Source organism: Pseudomonas sp. GP01-A4 (assembly GCF_058780865.1).
In genome coordinates this window covers 1-17,020 of sequence record NZ_JBYSWF010000100.1, presented here as the reverse complement: position 1 = coordinate 17,020, position 17,020 = coordinate 1, and the positions used below count along the sequence as shown (strand labels likewise).

Genomic DNA, 17,020 nt, shown 5'->3' with positions numbered 1-17,020 from the left:
CGAGTGGTGGGGCAAGAGCGTTTTGCTTACTTTTGCGCTGTTCAAAAGTGAGCCGCTGTAAGAGCGGAACCATAAGCGGCCGTTACCTGAATAACGGATATGCCCCCAAAAACAGCAGAACTTGCACCCCCCGCGCTCCCATGAAATAGTCAGCCAAGCAAGTGCTTGGTTGGCTACCATCGGAACACAAAGGAGCGCGTCCATGTCTGTCGCTATTCGTTTGCCGCTGCAAGTCTTCTTCGACCACGAAGCCCGCCACCCACGGCAACGATTCCTGGTTCAGCCCATCAAAGGCGGCGAGGTCCAAACCCTCACCTGGGCCGAAGCCGGCCACCAAGCCCGCTGCGCCGCCCACTGGCTGCGAGCCCGCGACCTGCCCCAGGGCTCCCACATCGCCCTGATCTCGAAAAACTGCGCCCACTGGATCATCGCCGACCTCGCCATCTGGATGGCCGGCCACGTCTCGGTCCCGCTCTACCCCAACCTCACCGCCGACTCCGTCGCCCACGTACTCGAGCATTCCGAAGCCGCACTGGCATTTATCGGCAAACTGGACGACTGGCCCGCCATGTCCGCCGGAGTAAAGGCCGACCTGCCCACCATCAGCCTGCCGCTGTGCCCCGATGGCGAATTCGATTTCACCTGGGCCGACCTGCAAGCCTGCTCACCCATTCAGGACAACCCCGCGCCCGCAGCATCCGATCTAGCCACCATCATCTACACCTCCGGCACCACCGGCCTGCCCAAGGGCGTGATGCACAGCTTCGGCGCGCTGGCCTTCGCGGCCATCCGCGGCACTGAACTGTTCGGCCTGGGGGAGGGCGATCGCCTGCTGTCCTACCTGCCGCTGTGCCACGTCGCCGAACGCATGTTCGTGGAGATGGCCTCGATCTACACCGGACAGACAGTATTTTTCGCCGAGAGCCTCGACACTTTTCTGACAGACCTCAAACGGGCGAGGCCAACAGCGCTGTTCGGCGTACCGCGGATCTGGACCAAATTCCAGATGGGCGTCTATAGCAAAATCCCCCCGAGCCGCCTCGATACCTTGCTGCGCTTGCCCTTCATCGGCAAACGGGTCGGCCACAAAGTGCTCGCCGGGTTGGGCCTGGACGCTGTGCGCGTGGCGATCTCCGGTGCAGCCCCCGTGCCCGAAGCACTGTTGGTCTGGTATCGCCGGCTGGGCCTGGATGTGCTGGAGGTCTATGGCATGACCGAAAGCTGCGGCTACTCCCACGTGTGCCGCCCCGGCCAGCAGAAACTCGGCTGGATAGGCCCGCCATGCCCGGACGTCGAAGTGCGCATCGGTGACGACGGCGAAGTCCAGGTACGCAGCGGCGCGACCATGCTCGGTTATTACAAGGACCCGGCAAAAACTGCCGAGACCCTCACCGCCGACGGCTTCCTGCGCACCGGCGACAAGGGCGAGCAGGGCACCGATGGCCGCCTGCGGCTGACCGGGCGGCTCAAGGAAATCTTCAAGACCAGCAAAGGCAAATACGTGGCCCCGGCGCCGGTTGAAAACCGCCTGGCCGAACATGCACGCATCGAGCAGGTGTGCGTGGTGGGCGATGGCTTGAGTGCGCCCATGGGCCTGTGCGTGTTATCTGCCGTGGGTCTGCAAGATGCCGCAGGCGCTGGGCGCCAGGCTTTGCAGGGCAGCCTTGAACGCTTGCTGGAAGAGGTCAACCAAGTGCTCGATAAACATGAGCGCTTGCGCCAACTGGTGGTGGTGAAAGACAGTTGGGCGGTGGAAAACGGTTTTCTCACGCCGACCTTGAAGATCAAGCGCAACGTGATTGAATCAGCCTACGGGTCGCAGTTCCTGGCCTGGAGCGAGCGCTCCGAAGCCGTGCTGTGGCAGGATTGAGCACTGACATAAAACCAATAAGGACCGATCAATGAGCCTGTGGCGCACCCAACCGAATATCGAGCAACTGAATGCGATTCAGAAAAACACCATCGGTGAAGTACTGGATATCCGCTTTGAACGTTTTGACGACGAGTCCCTGACAGCCAGCATGGTGATCGACCACCGCACCCATCAACCCTACGGCCTGCTGCACGGCGGCGCGTCGGTGGTACTCGCGGAAACCGTGGGCTCCATGGCCAGTTACCTGTGCATCGACGCCAGCAAGTTCTATTGCGTTGGCCTGGAAATCAACGCCAACCACCTGCGCGGCCTGCGCAGCGGGCGGGTGACGGCGGTGGCCAAGCCGATTCACATCGGACGCACCACCCACGTATGGGACATTCGACTGACCAGTGATGAAGGCAAGGCCAGCTGCGTATCGCGCCTGACCATGGCCGTGGTGCCGCTGGGGGAGAACCCGCCGGCCCGATAGGCGTGGCGTGAGTGTCATCATTCCTGGCAGTTACAGTCATTGCCGTGACTGCCCGGTCTGGGGAGAATCAACACTCTGTTTACGGTGATGGATCAGGTATGTCGCAGCACGTGTTTTTCGCTCACGCCAATGGCTTTCCTTCGGCGACCTACGGCAAATTGTTTGCCGCCCTGGCCCCGGAGTACGCCGTCGCGCATTTGCCGCAGCACGGTCACGACCCCCGGTTTCCAGTGGATGACAATTGGCAGAACCTGGTGGACGAACTGATCCACCACCTTGAGCAACAACCGGAGCCGGTGTGGGGCGTGGGCCATTCGTTGGGTGGTGTGCTGCACCTGCATGCGGCCATGCGTAGCCCGCAGCTGTATCGCGGGGTGGTGATGCTGGATTCGCCGGTACTGACCCTGGCCGATCGCTGGGTGATCCGCGCGGCCAAGCGTTTCGGCTTTATCGACCGGCTGACCCCGGCGGGGCGCACCCTGGGCCGTCGTGAAGAGTTCGCCGACCTGGCGGCTGCGCGCCAGTACTTCGCTGGCAAGACCTTGTTTCGCGGCTTTGATCCCGACTGTTTTGATGCCTACCTGCAACACGGCCTGGAACCGGTGGGTGATCGCCTGCGCCTGCGCTTTGATCCGGCCACCGAAATCAGCATCTACCGCGGCGTACCCCACACCAGCCCCGGCCAGGCCCGGCAACTGAAAGTGCCGCTGGCGGTGGTGCGTGGTCGCCAGAGCCGGGTGGTGATGCGTCACCATGCCAGCGGCGTGGGGCGCATGCCCATGGGCGAAATGCTGACCATGCCCGGCGGCCACATGTTTCCCCTTGAACGCCCACAGGACACCGCCACTTTGATCAAGAACCTGTTTGCCCGTTGGGAAGCTCGCCAGCGCGAGCGCAGTTGCGCATGACTGCGCCCGTCGAAGAAGTCCGCCTGGCGCTGCCGCACATCGAGTTGGCGGCGCATCTGTTCGGCCCTGAAGACGGTTTGCCGGTGATTGCCCTGCATGGCTGGCTGGACAACGCCAACAGCTTCGCCCGGCTGGCACCGAAACTCGATGGCCTGCGCATCGTTGCGCTGGACATGGCCGGCCATGGTCACTCGGCCCATCGACCCGTTGGCGCCGGTTATTCCCTGTGGGATTACGTCCACGACGTGCTGCAAGTCGCCGAACAACTCGGGTGGAAACGTTTTGCATTACTTGGCCACTCCCTCGGCGCCATCGTTTCCCTGGTGTTGGCCGGCGCCTTGCCGGAGCGGGTGACGCACCTGGGATTGATTGATGGCGTGATCCCGCCGACCGGCACCGCAGACAACGCCGCCGAACGCCTCGGCATGGCGTTGCAGGCGCAAATGAACCTGCAGGACAAGCGCAAGCCGGTGTACAACACCCTTGATCGCGCGGTGGAAGCGCGGATGAAAGGCGTGGTGGCAGTCAGTCGTGAAGCCGCCGAACTGCTGGCCCAGCGTGGCTTGATGCCCGTGCCGGGTGGTTACACCTGGCGCAGCGACAGCCGCCTGACCCTGGCCTCCCCCATGCGCCTGACAGAAGAACAGGCGATGGCCTTCGTGCGCCGAGTCGGCTGTCCGACACAGTTGGTGGTCGCCGAAGATGGCATGTTGGCGAAACATTCCGAATTGCTTTCCGGGCTTCCGTTCCAGGTGACTACCTTGCCCGGTGGCCATCATTTGCACCTGAATGACGAGCCAGGCGCTACCCTTGTTGCAGACTGTTTCAATCGGTTCTTCTCCACGCCTTGACTTGGCGGGGTCAACTGCCGAGGCTGGGCGGATCGAAAGGGAGTCAACCATGAACGATCTCAACACCGCAGCGCACCCCAATGGCCAGGGTGCGCCGATCCGATGAGTATGCCGAAGGGATTTTTCCGTGTTCTGGGGCTGTGCTGTTTCAGCCCGCTGGTGTTTGCCGCCGACGTACCGGGTAGCCAGGACTTGCCCGCCGTGGCCCGTCAGGTCGACGCGCAGATCGTCGACTACCGTCCCGCCGAAGAGAAAGAACGTATCTACCCGCTGGGCTCGATCCGCAAGATCAGCGGCCAGCTGCGCTATGAAGGCCAGGCCACCGCCCGCGGCCAAGCCACTGCCATCACCTACGAACTGCCTGCCGAGCACACCTCCAGCGCCGCCTTTACCGCCACCCGTGAAGCCTTGCAGGCCCAGGGCGCGCAACTGCTGTTCTGGTGCCAGGCCCGTGACTGCGGCGAAAGCAGCCTGTGGGCCAATGAAGTGTTCGGCAATGCCAAGCTGGTGGGCGCCGACGGCCAGCAGGAATACCTGCTGCTGCGCCTGGCGGCCCCGCAGGACAACTCCCTGGTCGCGTTGTACGGCATCACCCGGGGCAATCGACGGGCGTACCTGCACGTGGAGCAGATGGACGCCAGCGCACCGCTGGGTGATTTGCTGCCGACCTCCGCTACGCTGCTGCGGGAACTGAAAAGCACTGGCGAGCTGGATTTTCCCAAGCTGGGCGCCGAGCCTGACGCCACCTGGCTCACCCTTATTTCCCGCGGATTGAACCTGGATGCCACGTTGCGGGTCAGTTTGACCGGGCCCACCGCCGAGGCATGGCGCCAGGGCTTGATCGATCAGGGCGTACGTGCGGCGCGCCTGGAAACCGGCACCACTGAAGCCAAGGGTTTGCACCTGCATCTGATACGCTGACCGTTCCAGGGCGAACGGACCCGCGCCGTTCGCCTAAGCTCTTGCTCTTACAGACTTCTTTTCGAGAAACCACATGCTCAATAACGATCGCCTGCTGGTGCAGATCCTGCTGCTGGTGTTGTTTGGTGCCAGCTTCTGGGTGATGGCGCCGTTCTGGTCGGCGCTGTTCTGGGGCGCGGTACTGGCGTTTGCCAGTTGGCCGGTGATGCGCTTGCTCACCCGCTGGCTGGGCGGTCGCGAATCGCTGGCCGCCGGGATCCTGACCCTGGTCTGGATGCTATTGGTGGCGTTGCCGCTGGTTTGGCTGGGGTTCAACCTGGCCGACCATGTGCGCGATGCCGTGGGCCTGATCAAGGATATCCAGGTGGATGGCTTGCCTGCGGCGCCCACCTGGCTCGGCTCCATTCCCTTTGTCGGCGAACGATTGGTGGCGATGTGGGACAGCATCGACCAGCAGGGCGCGGCACTGATGGTCACGTTGAAACCGTACCTGGGCCAGGTCGGCAACTGGTTGCTGGCCCGCAGTGCGCAGATCGGCGGCGGCATCCTGGAACTGACCCTGAGCCTGGTGTTCGTGTTCTTTTTCTACCGTGACGGGCCGCGCCTGGCGATGTTTGTGCATCGCTTGCTGGAGCGGTTGATCGGCGACCGGGCGGGTTATTACATCGAACTGGTCGCGGGTACGGTGCAGCGGGTGGTCAACGGTGTGATCGGCACCGCTGCCGCCCAGGCCTTGCTGGCGCTGATCGGCTTCTGGATTGCCGGTGTTCCGGGGGCTTTGGTGCTGGGGATCGTGACGTTCCTGCTCAGCCTGATTCCGATGGGCCCGCCGCTGATCTGGATTCCGGCCACCGCCTGGCTCGCCTGGAAGGGCGACTACACCTATGCGGTGTTCCTCGGTGTATGGGGCACGTTCATCATCAGCGGCGTCGACAACGTGCTCAAGCCCTACCTGATCAGCCGTGGCGGCAACCTGCCGCTGGTGATCGTGTTGCTGGGGGTGTTTGGCGGGTTGATTGCGTTCGGCTTTATCGGCCTGTTTATCGGCCCGACATTGCTGGCGGTGGCGTATAGCTTGTTGACCGACTGGAGTGCCACCCAGGCTCAGGTGCGGCGGGAAGATAAAACCGGGCAGTAATGGTTCCTGCAGGGCGCAGGAACCATTCCTACGCCCTTGGCAGCCACATTACGGCGGTAAGGCCGCCGCCCGGAGTTTCCTCCAGGCTCAGCCGTCCACCGAGGCGTTCCACGGCTTCCTTGGAAATCGTCATGCCCAACCCCACGCCACCGGAATTGCGGTTGCGCGAGCCTTCCAGCCGATAAAACGGTTCAAACACCGCCTCGCGTTTATCCGCCGCAATGCCCGGGCCGTGGTCGATCACCTTCACCACCAGCGCCTGCGGAGTGTCCGCGAGTTCGATGCGCGCGGTGCCGGCGTACCGCAGGGCGTTATCGATCAGGTTGTTCAGGCACGAACGCAGGGCCATCGGTTGCACTTGCAGCGGCGCGCACTCACCACTGCATTGCACATCGGAGCCACGGTCCTGGGCGTTTTCACTCAGGGACTCCACCAGCGCCTGCACATCCAGCCAATGCCGGGTTTCGCTGGTGCGCTGCTCGTGCAGGTAGCTCAGGGTGGCGTCGAGCATGCCGATCATGTCGTCCAGGTCCTGGCGCATCTGGCCCTGCAGCTTGGTGTCTTCGATCTGTTCCAGGCGCAGCTTGAGCCGTGACAGCGGCGTGCGCAGGTCGTGGGACACGGCGCCCAACATGCGGGCACGCTGGGTGACCTGTTCGCGGATGCGCTTTTGCATCAGGTTGAAGGTCGATGCCGCTTGCCGCGCCTCCCGTGGGCCGGACTCGTTCAGCGGTGGGCTGTCGAGGTCCAGGCTCAGGCGCTCGGCCGCGGCGCTCAGGCGCTGGATCGGCCGGCTGAGCAGCTTGGCGCCGTACCAGGCGGCAATGATCAGCGAGATAAACTGGAAGGTCAGCGGCACCACAGGCCCGCCGAACCAGGGACGGCGATGCTCCTTGGGCATTGGCGTCAGGCTGCCGTCCGGTTGCTCGATGAAGGTCTCGTGGGGCGGAGGGGGCGGCGGGCCATAATGGTGAAACCAGAAGAATGCCAGCGCGTGGGCCAGCACAATCGCTACCAGCAACACACCGAACAGCCGCCCGAACAGGGTGTTGAAGGCGTTGCGCATCAGCCGATATCTCGGGCGTCGAACAGGTAGCCTTCACCGCGTACGGTCTTGATCAACTGCGGGGCCTTGGGGTCGTCCCCCAGCTTCTGGCGCAAGCGCGAGACCAGCAGGTCAATACTGCGATCAAAGGCCTCGATGGAGCGACCCCGGGCCGCGTCCAGCAATTGTTCGCGGCTCAGCACCCGGCGCGGGCGCTCGATAAACACCCACAGCAAACGGAATTCGGCGTTGGACAGCGGCACCACCAGCCCGTCGTCGGCCACCAGCTGGCGCAGCACGCTGTTGAGGCGCCAGTTGTCGAAGCGGATATTCGCCCGCTGCTCGGTGCGGTCATCCCGCACCCGGCGCAGGATGGTCTGGATGCGCGCCACCAGTTCACGGGGCTCGAAGGGCTTGGACATGTAGTCGTCGGCCCCCAGTTCCAGGCCGATAATGCGGTCGGTAGGTTCGCAGCGGGCGGTGAGCATCAGGATCGGGATGTCCGATTCCGCCCGCAGCCAGCGGCACAGCGACAGGCCGTCTTCGCCCGGCAGCATCAGGTCGAGCACCACCACGTCGAAGGTCTCGGCTTGCATGGCCTGGCGCATGGCCGCGCCATCGGTCACGCCGCTGGCGAGGATATTGAAGCGCGCCAGGTAATCGATCAGCAGTTCGCGGATCGGCACGTCGTCGTCGACAATCAGTGCGCGGGTATTCCAGCGTTTGTCTTCACCGACAAGCGAGGCTTTTTGATCGTCATTCAGCACAGGAGTCAGGGTTTGCATGGTGCGATCATCTACCTGGTTGGCCGCCGGGCCGAAGCTCGGCGGCGAGGTTGTTGCGTTCAGCATAGGCGCCCAGCCCCGGGGCTGGAAGTTCTGTACGATGGTTCACGTGTGCGAGGCTAATCTTCGGGGGTATTGCAGGCATGTCGGGAATGTATCTGTTTCGACACAATTGCCCGGGAGCCCGCAATCTGGCGGCTAAATCGCGAATTACCGATCATCGGATCCCGCAAACCCGCTGCTTGCGCTACAATCCGCGCCGATTTCGACTTGCCTGAGAGCCCATTCCAATGTCCGCCTGCCAGACTCCTATCATCGTCGCCCTGGATTACCCCACTCGTGACGCCGCACTGAAGCTGGCTGACCAGTTGGACCCCAAGCTTTGCCGGGTCAAGGTTGGCAAGGAACTGTTCACCAGTTGTGCCGCCGAAATTGTCGGCACCTTGCGTGACAAAGGGTTCGAGGTGTTCCTCGACCTGAAATTCCACGATATCCCCAACACCACCGCGATGGCGGTCAAGGCCGCCGCCGAAATGGGCGTGTGGATGGTCAACGTGCACTGCTCCGGCGGCTTGCGCATGATGGCTGCGTGCCGTGAAGTGCTCGATCAGCGCAGCGGCCCCAAGCCACTGCTGATTGGCGTGACCGTGCTGACCAGCATGGAGCGTGAAGACCTGGCCGGCATCGGCCTGGACATCGACCCACAGGAACAAGTGCTACGCCTCGCGGCCCTGGCGCAAAAGGCTGGCCTGGACGGCCTGGTGTGCTCGGCGCTGGAAGCGCAGGCGTTGAAGACCGCCCACCCGGCGTTGCAACTGGTGACCCCGGGGATTCGCCCGGCGGGCAGCGCCCAGGACGACCAGCGTCGCATCCTGACCCCGCGCCAGGCCCTCGATGCCGGTTCCGATTACCTGGTGATCGGTCGCCCGATCAGCCAGGCGGCCGACCCGGCCAAGGCGCTGGCAGCGGTAGTTGCCGAGATTGCCTGACCTACCCGACCTGAAGTGGGCACGGTAAAAAAATGTGGGAGCGGGCTTGCTCGCGAAGGCGGTAGAGCAGTCACCTTATGCATTGACTGCCACACCGCCTTCGCGAGCAAGTCGAACCGTCGCACCGCCGCTCCCACATTTGTTCTGCGGTGTGTCAGCTGACCTTCAACACCAACTTCCCAAAGTTCTCACCGTTGAACAGCTTCATCAGCGTCTCCGGGAACGTCTCCAGCCCCTCGACTATATCTTCCTTGCTCTTGAGCTTGCCCTGAGCCATCCAGCCGGCCATTTCCTGCCCGGCAGCGGCAAAATTCGCCGCGTGGTCCATCACCACAAACCCTTCCATGCGCGCACGATTGACCAGCAGTGACAGGTAGTTGGCTGGCCCTTTGACAGCTTCCTTGTTGTTGTACTGGCTGATGGCGCCGCAGATCACAACGCGGGCTTTCAATGCCAGGCGGCTGAGCACGGCATCGAGAATGTCCCCGCCGACGTTATCGAAATACACGTCCACACCTTTCGGGCACTCGCGCTTGAGGCTGGCATGCACGTCTTCGTTCTTGTAGTCGATGGCGGCATCAAAACCCAGTTCATCCACCAAGAACCTGCATTTGTCGGCGCCGCCAGCGATGCCTACCACGCGGCAGCCTTTAATCTTGGCAATCTGCCCGGCAATGCTGCCCACCGCGCCTGCCGCGCCGGAGATCACCACGGTCTCGCCGGCCTTGGGCGCGCCGGTGTCCAGCAGGGCGAAGTAAGCGGTCATGCCGGTCATCCCCAGCGCCGACAGATAACGCGGCAACGGCGCCAGTTTCGGATCGACCTTGTAGAAACCCCGCGGCTCACCGAGGAAGTAATCCTGCACACCCAAGGCACCGTTGACGTAGTCGCCCACGGCAAATTTCGGGTTGTTCGACGCGATCACCTTGCCTACGCCCAAGGCGCGCATGACTTCGCCGATACCCACCGGTGGAATGTAGGATTTGCCCTCGTTCATCCAGCCGCGCATGGCCGGGTCCAGGGACAGGTATTCGTTGTGCACCAGCACCTGGCCGTCCTGGGGTGTACCCACCGGCACTTCCTGGTAAGTGAAGGTGTCCCGCGTGGCCGCGCCGACCGGGCGTTTGGCGAGCAGGAATTGGCGGTTAGTCTGGGCAGTCATGGCAGCGACTCTTGAGAAGTGGACCTTGAGTGATAGACCCTTCGGGCTGCACCGGCAAGGTGCGCGGCACCTGCGAATGCCCACCGATCCACTGCAATGATAGTGATGCCGGTGCCGTTATCACTGCGGCTCATGGTTCGCCAACCGGGCTTTTGATAGTGCTGACGCGCCGATGGTGGCTCTGGCTAGACTGGGGTCATCGAGCATTCCCATCGAAGGAACATCCACCATGAGCATGACATTTTCCGGCCAGGTCGCCCTGGTGACCGGTGCGGCCGCCGGCATTGGCCGCGCCACTGCGCTGGCGTTCGCCGCTGAAGGCTTGAAAGTCGTAGTCGCCGACCTGGACGCGGCTGGCGGCGAGGGCACTGTGGCGCTGATTCATCAGGCCGGTGGCGAAGCGGTGTTTGTGCGCTGCAATGTCACCCTCGAAGCGGACGTGCAGCAGTTGATGCAGCAGACCGTGGCCACCTATGGCCGGTTGGACTATGCCTTCAACAACGCCGGGATCGAGATCGAGAAGGGCAAGCTGGCGGACGGCAGCCTGGATGAGTTCGACGCAATCATGGGCGTCAACGTCAAGGGCGTGTGGCTGTGCATGAAGTATCAACTGCCGTTGCTGCTGGCTCAGGGCGGCGGCGCCATCGTCAACACGGCTTCTGTGGCAGGACTTGGGGCGGCGCCGAAGATGAGTATCTATGCCGCGTCCAAGCACGCGGTGATCGGCCTGACCAAGTCGGCGGCGATCGAGTACGCGAAAAAGAAAATCCGCGTCAACGCGGTATGCCCGGCCGTGATCGACACCGATATGTTCCGCCGTGCCTATGAAGCTGACCCGCGCAAAGCCGAATTTGCCGCCGCCATGCACCCGGTCGGGCGTATCGGCAAGGTCGAGGAGATCGCCAGCGCCGTGCTTTATCTGTGCAGCGACGGTGCTGCCTTCACCACGGGCCAGGCATTGGCGGTGGACGGTGGCGCGACCGCGATTTAGGAAGTGAGGCGGATGCCATTCAGAAAAGCGTTGGAGGCGCTGTGGGTTTTTTCCGCAGGTGGCCAGATGCCTCACCTGAATGTGTTTCACTAGGTAAATAATTCAATTAAATCAATGATTTAATAAATCTTGGCCGCGGCTGTCATCGGGCTTCTGTGCTTAACTGGTTTGGGTTAAATGACAACAGTTTAAGTGAGTGGCTCATGGATTTAGGGATCGATCGACAAGCCCTTGTACCGGTAGTGCAGCAAATCGTCAGTGCGCTGGCCGCCTGGATTCGCGAGAGCGGCGCCAGCCCCGGGACGCGGTTGCCCTCGGTGCGGCAACTGGCCCACGAGAACCTGCTCAGTCAGTCCAGCGTCATCGAGGCGTTCGAGCGGATGGTTGCCCAAGGTGTGCTGGCCTCAAGGCAAGGCGCCGGTTTCTGTGTGGCCCAGCCACTCGCCGAGCGTGGTCTTCGCGGTGAAAACCAATGGTATGAGGGCGCCGAGTCGGGGTGGGGCGCCTTCATCGACAATCAACTGGGCGAACTGAAACTGGGATGCGGCTGGCTGCCGGACACCTGGCGCGAGAGCGACGACATCAGTTACGCGATTCGTGAAGTCACCCGCACCGACACCGCGGCCGTCTTCAACTACAGCACGCCGCTGGGCCTGCCGGCCCTGCGTGAACAGCTGCTCAAGCGCCTGGCGCACATCCAGGTGGCAACCCGGGTCGAGCATATCCTCACCACCCACGGCGCGAGCCATGCCCAGGACCTGCTGATCCGCACGCTGCTCAAGGCCGGCGACACCGTGGTGGTGGAAAGTCCGGGGTACGGCAACCTTTACCGCCAACTGGCCTTTCATGGTGTCAAGCTGCTGGAAGTGCCGCGCACCCGTGGCGGCCCGGACATGCCTGCCCTGGAAGCGCTGTTGCGCGGGCACCGGCCCAAGTGCCTGTTCATCAACAGCCTGTATCACAACCCCACCGGCACCAGCCTGTCCCTGGCGGTGGCCGAGCGCTTGCTGCAACTGGCCCATTCCCAGGACTTCTTCATCATCGAGGAGGACGTCTATGGCGACCTGCAACATGCCACGTGCACCCGGTTGTCGGCGTTGCCCCACGAGGACCGGGTGATCTATGTCTCGAGTTTTTCCAAGACCCTCAGCAGCGCCTTGCGGGTGGGGTACCTCACGGCCAGCGGGGCGATCATCGCGCAATTGGCCAGGGTCAAGACCTTGACCGGCATCGGCACCTCGCGGTTTGCCGAGGCGGTGGTGGCTACGTTGCTGGCCAATGGTACCTACCGCAAGTGGGTGCAACGCCTGCGCCGGCGGCTGAGCACGGAAATGGCCATGACCCTGCAGGTGCTGGAAGACGAAGAGTGGGAGGTGTTTGCGGTGCCGGCGGGGGGCATGTTCCTCTGGGCGCGCCCTGGTGTCGGCGACCGTTCCACCGTGCAGGCGCGGGCTCGCCGGCTGGGGGTGTTGCTGTCGCCGGGGACGCTTTTCAGCCCGACGGGCGAATCCAGCGACTGGCTGCGCATCAATGTGGCCTACGCTTCTGATCAGCGTGCACTGGCGTTGTTCAAGGCCATGGGGCCGGCAGGATCGACCTCTACCATTCTGAAAACGACGAGGATGTAGCTTTTTGCCATTATTGTGGCGCCAAACCCTTGTATTCAGTGCCCCGGGGTTGCGAATCTCGCTGCATCGAAACCTGGCTTGATGGCATTCGCCATTGCAAGAGGACTCAAGTGCAATGATTTCTGCCGTGCAACGACGTTTTGCCAACCTCGGTATGGCCAAGAAACTGGGCTTGGGCTTTGCCCTGGTACTGCTGTTGACGGCATTGGTGGCCGCGATTGGCGTATGGTCGCTGCAAACCGTTGGCCAGCGCTTCGAGGGCCTTAAAGCCATGTCGGCGCTCAACAGCGGCTTGCTCAAGGTGCGCTTGATCGAGCAGGACTACGCGTTGCATGCCGACCCCAAGTCGGTGGACGCCTTGCACGAAAGTGTCGACGCGTTGGCGGCCCAGGCGGTAATTCTCAAGGCCCAGTCGCCTGCCAATTTCCCGGTGATGAGCGACGTCGAGCAGGCGCTGGCGGCGTATCGCAAGGCGTTCGATGAGTTTGTCGAGCTGACCCAGACCAAGGACCTGGCGCTGGAAATGGCCAGTTGGTCGGTCTCCAGTGTCGCCAACAACCTTGATGTGTTGCAGGCCGGGCTGGCGGACGACGGCGCCTATGGCCTCAAGGAAAGCCAGGGCAAGGAAGGTGCCGAATTCATCGAGCAGGCGGGGCAGGTCAGCCAGGTCTCGCGCCTGATGCTGCAGGCCATGAACGAAGCGCACGTGCGCCTGGACCAGAGCCGCAAGGGCGATGACGAGAACGCCGAGCAGGGCAAGATCGAGCAGGCCGATCAGGCCCTGGCCCAGGTCGAACAGCTGAAAACCACCGTCAACGATCCTGGCTACCAAACCGTGCTTAACGAAGTGTCCGGGCATATCGCGGCCTTCAGCGAAAAACTCGGCGAATACACCGGGCTGCTGGCCCAGGAAAAAGTCGTCTACAAGCAGTTGCACGAGCGCGCAGCCGAAGTGGTCACCCGGGTCAATCAGGCCTACGACGCAGAAGACCTGTCGATGCAGGCGCAGTTGAAGAAAAGCGCGTTGCTGATCATCGGTTCTTCGGCGTTGGCGTTATTGGTCGGGCTGATTGCCGCGTGGATCATTACCCGTTTGATCGTTGCACCGTTGCGCAGCGTGATTGCAGTGGCCCAGCAGATTGCCGCCGGTGATCTCAGTGGCCGCATGGAAGTCAGTCGCCGGGACGAGATGGGCCAGTTGATGCTCGCGATGCAACAGATGAGCAGCGGCCTGAGCAGCATGGTCAGCGGGTTGCAGGCGGGTATCGAGCAACTGGCCAGCTCGGCCCATTCGCTGTCCAGCGTCACCGAGCAGACCAATATCGAGGTCAGCAGCCAGAAGGAAGAAACCGAGCAGGTGGCCACGGCCATGAACCAGATGACCGCCACCGTGCACGATGTGGCGCGCAACGCCGAAGAAGCGGCCCAGGCGGCGCAGACGGCGGATGACAAGGTCGACAGCGGCCAGCAGGTGGTGCGCCAGAGCTTGCAGCGTATCGAGTTGCTGGCCAGCTCCGCGACCTCCGCCAGTACCAGCATCGAAAGCCTGAGCGCGGAGATCCAGACTATCGGCACCGTCCTTGAGGTGATCAAGAGCGTGGCCGAGCAAACCAACCTGCTGGCGCTGAATGCGGCCATCGAGGCGGCGCGGGCGGGCGAGCAGGGCCGCGGTTTTGCCGTGGTGGCCGACGAGGTGCGGGCGCTGGCCAAGCGCACCCAGCAATCGACCGAGGAAATCGAACGGTTGGTGAGTACCTTGCGCAGCGCTGCGCAGGCTTCGGTGCAGCAGATCAGGCAGAGCGGCGAACTGGTCAAGCTGGCGGTCAGTGATGCCCTGGAAACCGAAAGCGCCCTGGGCAGCATCGCGGCGGCGGTGTCGTTGATCCAGCAGATGAACCAGCAGATTGCCGCAGCGGCCGAAGAGCAAAGCTCGGTGGCCGAGGAAATCAACCGCAGCGTCACCAGCATCCGTGCGAGTGCCGATCAATCGGCGTTGAGCATGCAGGGCAATGCAGCGTCGAGCATCGAGCTGGCGCAGTTGGGTACGGAGCTTAAGGGGATGGTCGGGCACTTCCGCCTTTGATCACCGCAGGCCTGCGGTGATCAAAGGGCAGGGCGGTCAGGCGTTGTTGGCCAGGAAGGTCAGCAGCGCTTCGTTGACGAAATCGGGGTTTTCCCGGCTGGAGATATGCCCGGCGTGCGGAATCAACGTCAGCGCGCAGCCGATCAAGGCCGCCATTTCTTCTGATTCGGCCGGTGGGCGTGGCTTGTCCTGCTCGCCACACATCACCAGGGTGGTGTCGGTGTCGAGGCGCGCCAGTTGTTCCAGCACATCCGCGCGGCTGAAGATAATCCGGCCCAGGGGCACGATGCTGTGCACCAGGCGCTCCTTGGGGAAGGCCTGCAGTGCGTTGCGGAAATCCTGGTACAAGGCCGACTCCCGGTCGATACCGGGACGGAAGAAGATCGGCGCCACCACATCCAGCAGCGGTTCCGGAATGGCGCCGGCATCTTCGATCATCTTGAACAGCGAAAAGTAGTATTGGCGAGTGGCTTCCGGCTCGGCGCCCAGGTGCGTGTCCATCAGCACCAGGCTGTTGACCCGCTCGGGAGCCAGCAGCGCCAGACGTGCGCCCCACATGCCGCCGACCGACAAGCCCACGAGGTTGACCTGGGCAATGTCCAGGTGATCCAGCAGCGCCAGGTGCTGGCGTGCGAGGTCGTCCAGGGATGCAGTGTTTGCAGGCAGTGCGCCGGACTCGCCGTGGCCCCAAAGCTCGGGGACGATCACCCGGTACTGTTGCGACAGCGCTTCGATCTGCGGCGCCCACATCTGGCTGTCCCACAGGTAGCTGGAACCGAGGAGAACGGCCGGGCCGGTGCCCTGGTCGAGGTAATGCAGCGGTTGTCCATCGATGAGCACGACAGGCATGGCGAAGCCCTTTTCGTTAACGGAGTGAGGGGGCCTTTTTTACGCTATTCGAGGGGAAGGGGATAGGTGCAGAGTGATGGCATGTGGCGAGCGGGTTTGCCGCCCACCACAATGGCAGGGGATCAGTCGTAGATGGCTTTCTTCTTCCAGTCGGCGTCCGCATCCACCACTTTCAAGCCTTCGGTCAATTCGTTGACCTCGTCTTCAGCCGGTTCAAGGTTGGACAGCACCATGGAGTTGGCGCGCGCCAGCTGTTTCTCGAGCAATTGCAGCTGCTGGCTGTACACCACCGGCTCCGGTTGCTTGCGCAGGTACTGCACGCCGCGTTCGAACGCCAGGCGAGCCTGGCCCGGCTGGCCTTGTTGCAGTGCGTGCTGGCCCAGGTTGTTGAAGAACTCGATGTGCAGCAGCACCAGGATATGGCGGATTTCCTTGATCCAGTGCTTGGCTTCATTGGTCGGCAGGAAACCGTCCTGGGCCGCTCGGGTCACCTGGCCATGCAGTGCTTCGAGCAGGAAACGTACATCCTTGGCCTTGGCTTCGGTCTGGATCGGGCCTGGCGGGTTGTTCACCGGAATCGATTCGCCCTGGGCCACCAGTGCGTTGAGTTCAGTGATGCGTGCCTTGAGCGACGCATTGGACTTGTCGAGGTTCAGCAGGCGCTGATTGACGTTGAGCTCCAGGCGGGTCAGCAGCAACTTGAGTCGCGGCGTCATCAACTGGCCAGGGAAGGTCTCGGTGATTTCGCCGCAGCGGCGCAGCCGGTCATTGAGTTCGATCCGGGTCCGGTTCTTTTCCAGCTTATTGTTTTCCACCACGTGGTTCATGTAGCCAATGGCGATCAGTATTACGATCCCGGCTATTACCAGCAGGGTGATCATGAGTGGTGTCACCGGTGTGACCTCTTTATGGGGTTTGCATTGAAGTGTAGTGACTGGTGCAGTGACCGGATAGGACTGAGCGACCAGTTGCGTCAGTAGTTTCTTCTATATAGCGGGGCAGTCCCTGCGTAGATGCACATTGCCATCATTTGCTGTGGCGAACTATAGCGCCTTGTGGAACGCCAGAATATAGGCGCCAAAGCCTGGACGGCGAGAAACCCTTGCAACCCCCGTAAACCACGGCGAAGTCATTGATTTAAATAAATTTATCCTTGGGGGTTGACGACCTCCCAATCCATCCATAGAATGCGCGCCACTTACAGCGTAAAGCACACAGCGAAACGCGGTAGGGAGTGAATGTTGTACGTGTGTCCCCTTCGTCTAGTGGCCTAGGACACCGCCCTTTCACGGCGGTAACAGGGGTTCGAGTCCCCTAGGGGACGC

15 protein-coding genes, 1 tRNA gene and 1 pseudogene are annotated in these 17,020 nt (G+C 62.4%); 12 read left to right on the top strand and 5 right to left on the bottom strand.

Translation table 11 applies throughout. The features are described from left to right. Positions 1–202 precede the first annotated feature (202 nt). From AC3WKX_RS32055 to AC3WKX_RS32030, 6 genes are all read left to right on the top strand, one after another. On the top strand, positions 203–1,870 hold the full coding sequence (locus tag AC3WKX_RS32055) for an AMP-binding protein (RefSeq protein WP_102606308.1): 1,668 nt from the start codon (positions 203–205) through the stop codon (positions 1,868–1,870). Positions 1,871–1,901: 31 nt separating this feature from the next. Continuing rightward, entirely contained in the window at positions 1,902–2,345 is a 444-nt protein-coding gene (locus AC3WKX_RS32050) for a hotdog fold thioesterase (RefSeq protein ID WP_087695369.1), read from the top strand. A gap of 98 nt (positions 2,346–2,443) precedes the next feature. Further along, positions 2,444–3,253, top strand: a complete 810-nt coding sequence (locus AC3WKX_RS32045) for an alpha/beta fold hydrolase (RefSeq protein ID WP_008431257.1) — start codon at positions 2,444–2,446, stop codon at positions 3,251–3,253. Next, the gene (locus tag AC3WKX_RS32040) at positions 3,250–4,104 is read left to right on the top strand and encodes an alpha/beta hydrolase (protein WP_102606307.1); all 855 of its coding nucleotides are present in this window, start codon (positions 3,250–3,252) and stop codon (positions 4,102–4,104) included. Before AC3WKX_RS32045 ends, AC3WKX_RS32040 begins: the two co-directional genes overlap by 4 nt. A 102-nt stretch (positions 4,105–4,206) precedes the next feature. Further along, on the top strand, positions 4,207–5,025 hold the full coding sequence (locus AC3WKX_RS32035) for a DUF4892 domain-containing protein (RefSeq protein WP_003217171.1): 819 nt from the start codon (positions 4,207–4,209) through the stop codon (positions 5,023–5,025). Positions 5,026–5,098: 73 nt separating this feature from the next. Further along, positions 5,099–6,163, top strand: coding sequence for an AI-2E family transporter (locus AC3WKX_RS32030; protein ID WP_003217173.1), 1,065 nt, complete (start codon positions 5,099–5,101; stop codon positions 6,161–6,163). 28 nt (positions 6,164–6,191) lie between these two features. On the opposite strand, the gene AC3WKX_RS32025 is transcribed toward AC3WKX_RS32030, so the two are convergent. Beyond that, positions 6,192–7,229, bottom strand: a complete 1,038-nt coding sequence (locus AC3WKX_RS32025; protein ID WP_003217175.1) for a sensor histidine kinase — start codon at positions 7,227–7,229, stop codon at positions 6,192–6,194. Further along, entirely contained in the window at positions 7,229–7,993 is a 765-nt protein-coding gene (locus AC3WKX_RS32020; RefSeq protein WP_032898726.1) for a response regulator, read from the bottom strand. Before AC3WKX_RS32020 ends, AC3WKX_RS32025 begins: the two co-directional genes overlap by 1 nt. Positions 7,994–8,283: 290 nt before the next feature. Between AC3WKX_RS32020 and pyrF the strand changes: the two genes are divergently transcribed. Beyond that, entirely contained in the window at positions 8,284–8,982 is a 699-nt protein-coding gene (gene pyrF / locus AC3WKX_RS32015; protein WP_102606306.1) for an orotidine-5'-phosphate decarboxylase, read from the top strand. Between the two features lie 154 nt (positions 8,983–9,136). On the opposite strand, the gene AC3WKX_RS32010 is transcribed toward pyrF, so the two are convergent. Next, positions 9,137–10,144, bottom strand: coding sequence for an NADP-dependent oxidoreductase (locus AC3WKX_RS32010; RefSeq protein WP_102606305.1), 1,008 nt, complete (start codon positions 10,142–10,144; stop codon positions 9,137–9,139). Between the two features lie 229 nt (positions 10,145–10,373). On the opposite strand from AC3WKX_RS32010, the gene AC3WKX_RS32005 reads away from it, so the two are divergent. The 4 genes and pseudogenes from AC3WKX_RS32005 (at position 10,374) to AC3WKX_RS31990 (ending at position 14,846) form a co-directional block, all read left to right on the top strand. Next, the gene (locus AC3WKX_RS32005) at positions 10,374–11,135 is read left to right on the top strand and encodes an SDR family oxidoreductase (RefSeq protein ID WP_008431261.1); all 762 of its coding nucleotides are present in this window, start codon (positions 10,374–10,376) and stop codon (positions 11,133–11,135) included. A 203-nt stretch (positions 11,136–11,338) separates the two neighbouring features. Further along, on the top strand, positions 11,339–12,763 hold the full coding sequence (locus tag AC3WKX_RS32000) for an aminotransferase-like domain-containing protein (protein ID WP_087695365.1): 1,425 nt from the start codon (positions 11,339–11,341) through the stop codon (positions 12,761–12,763). Positions 12,764–12,878: 115 nt separating this feature from the next. Then, a pseudogene (locus AC3WKX_RS31995) lies at positions 12,879–13,985 on the top strand (HAMP domain-containing protein); the annotation flags it as partial. Further along, a complete protein-coding gene (locus AC3WKX_RS31990; protein ID WP_371315662.1) occupies positions 13,965–14,846 on the top strand; it encodes a methyl-accepting chemotaxis protein in 882 nt (293 codons plus the stop codon). The pseudogene AC3WKX_RS31995 and the gene AC3WKX_RS31990, both read left to right, overlap by 21 nt. A 36-nt stretch (positions 14,847–14,882) precedes the next feature. Here the strand turns inward: AC3WKX_RS31990 and AC3WKX_RS31985 are convergent, their stop codons facing one another. Both AC3WKX_RS31985 and AC3WKX_RS31980 read right to left on the bottom strand, forming a co-directional pair. Next, complete coding sequence (locus AC3WKX_RS31985; protein ID WP_102606303.1) at positions 14,883–15,695, bottom strand: alpha/beta fold hydrolase; 813 nt, start codon at positions 15,693–15,695, stop codon at positions 14,883–14,885. 122 nt (positions 15,696–15,817) lie between these two features. Beyond that, on the bottom strand, positions 15,818–16,576 hold the full coding sequence (locus tag AC3WKX_RS31980) for a hypothetical protein (protein WP_003217193.1): 759 nt from the start codon (positions 16,574–16,576) through the stop codon (positions 15,818–15,820). 370 nt (positions 16,577–16,946) lie between these two features. On the opposite strand from AC3WKX_RS31980, the gene AC3WKX_RS31975 reads away from it, so the two are divergent. Then, a tRNA-Glu gene (locus tag AC3WKX_RS31975) sits at positions 16,947–17,019 on the top strand. Position 17,020: the final 1 nt, after the last annotated feature.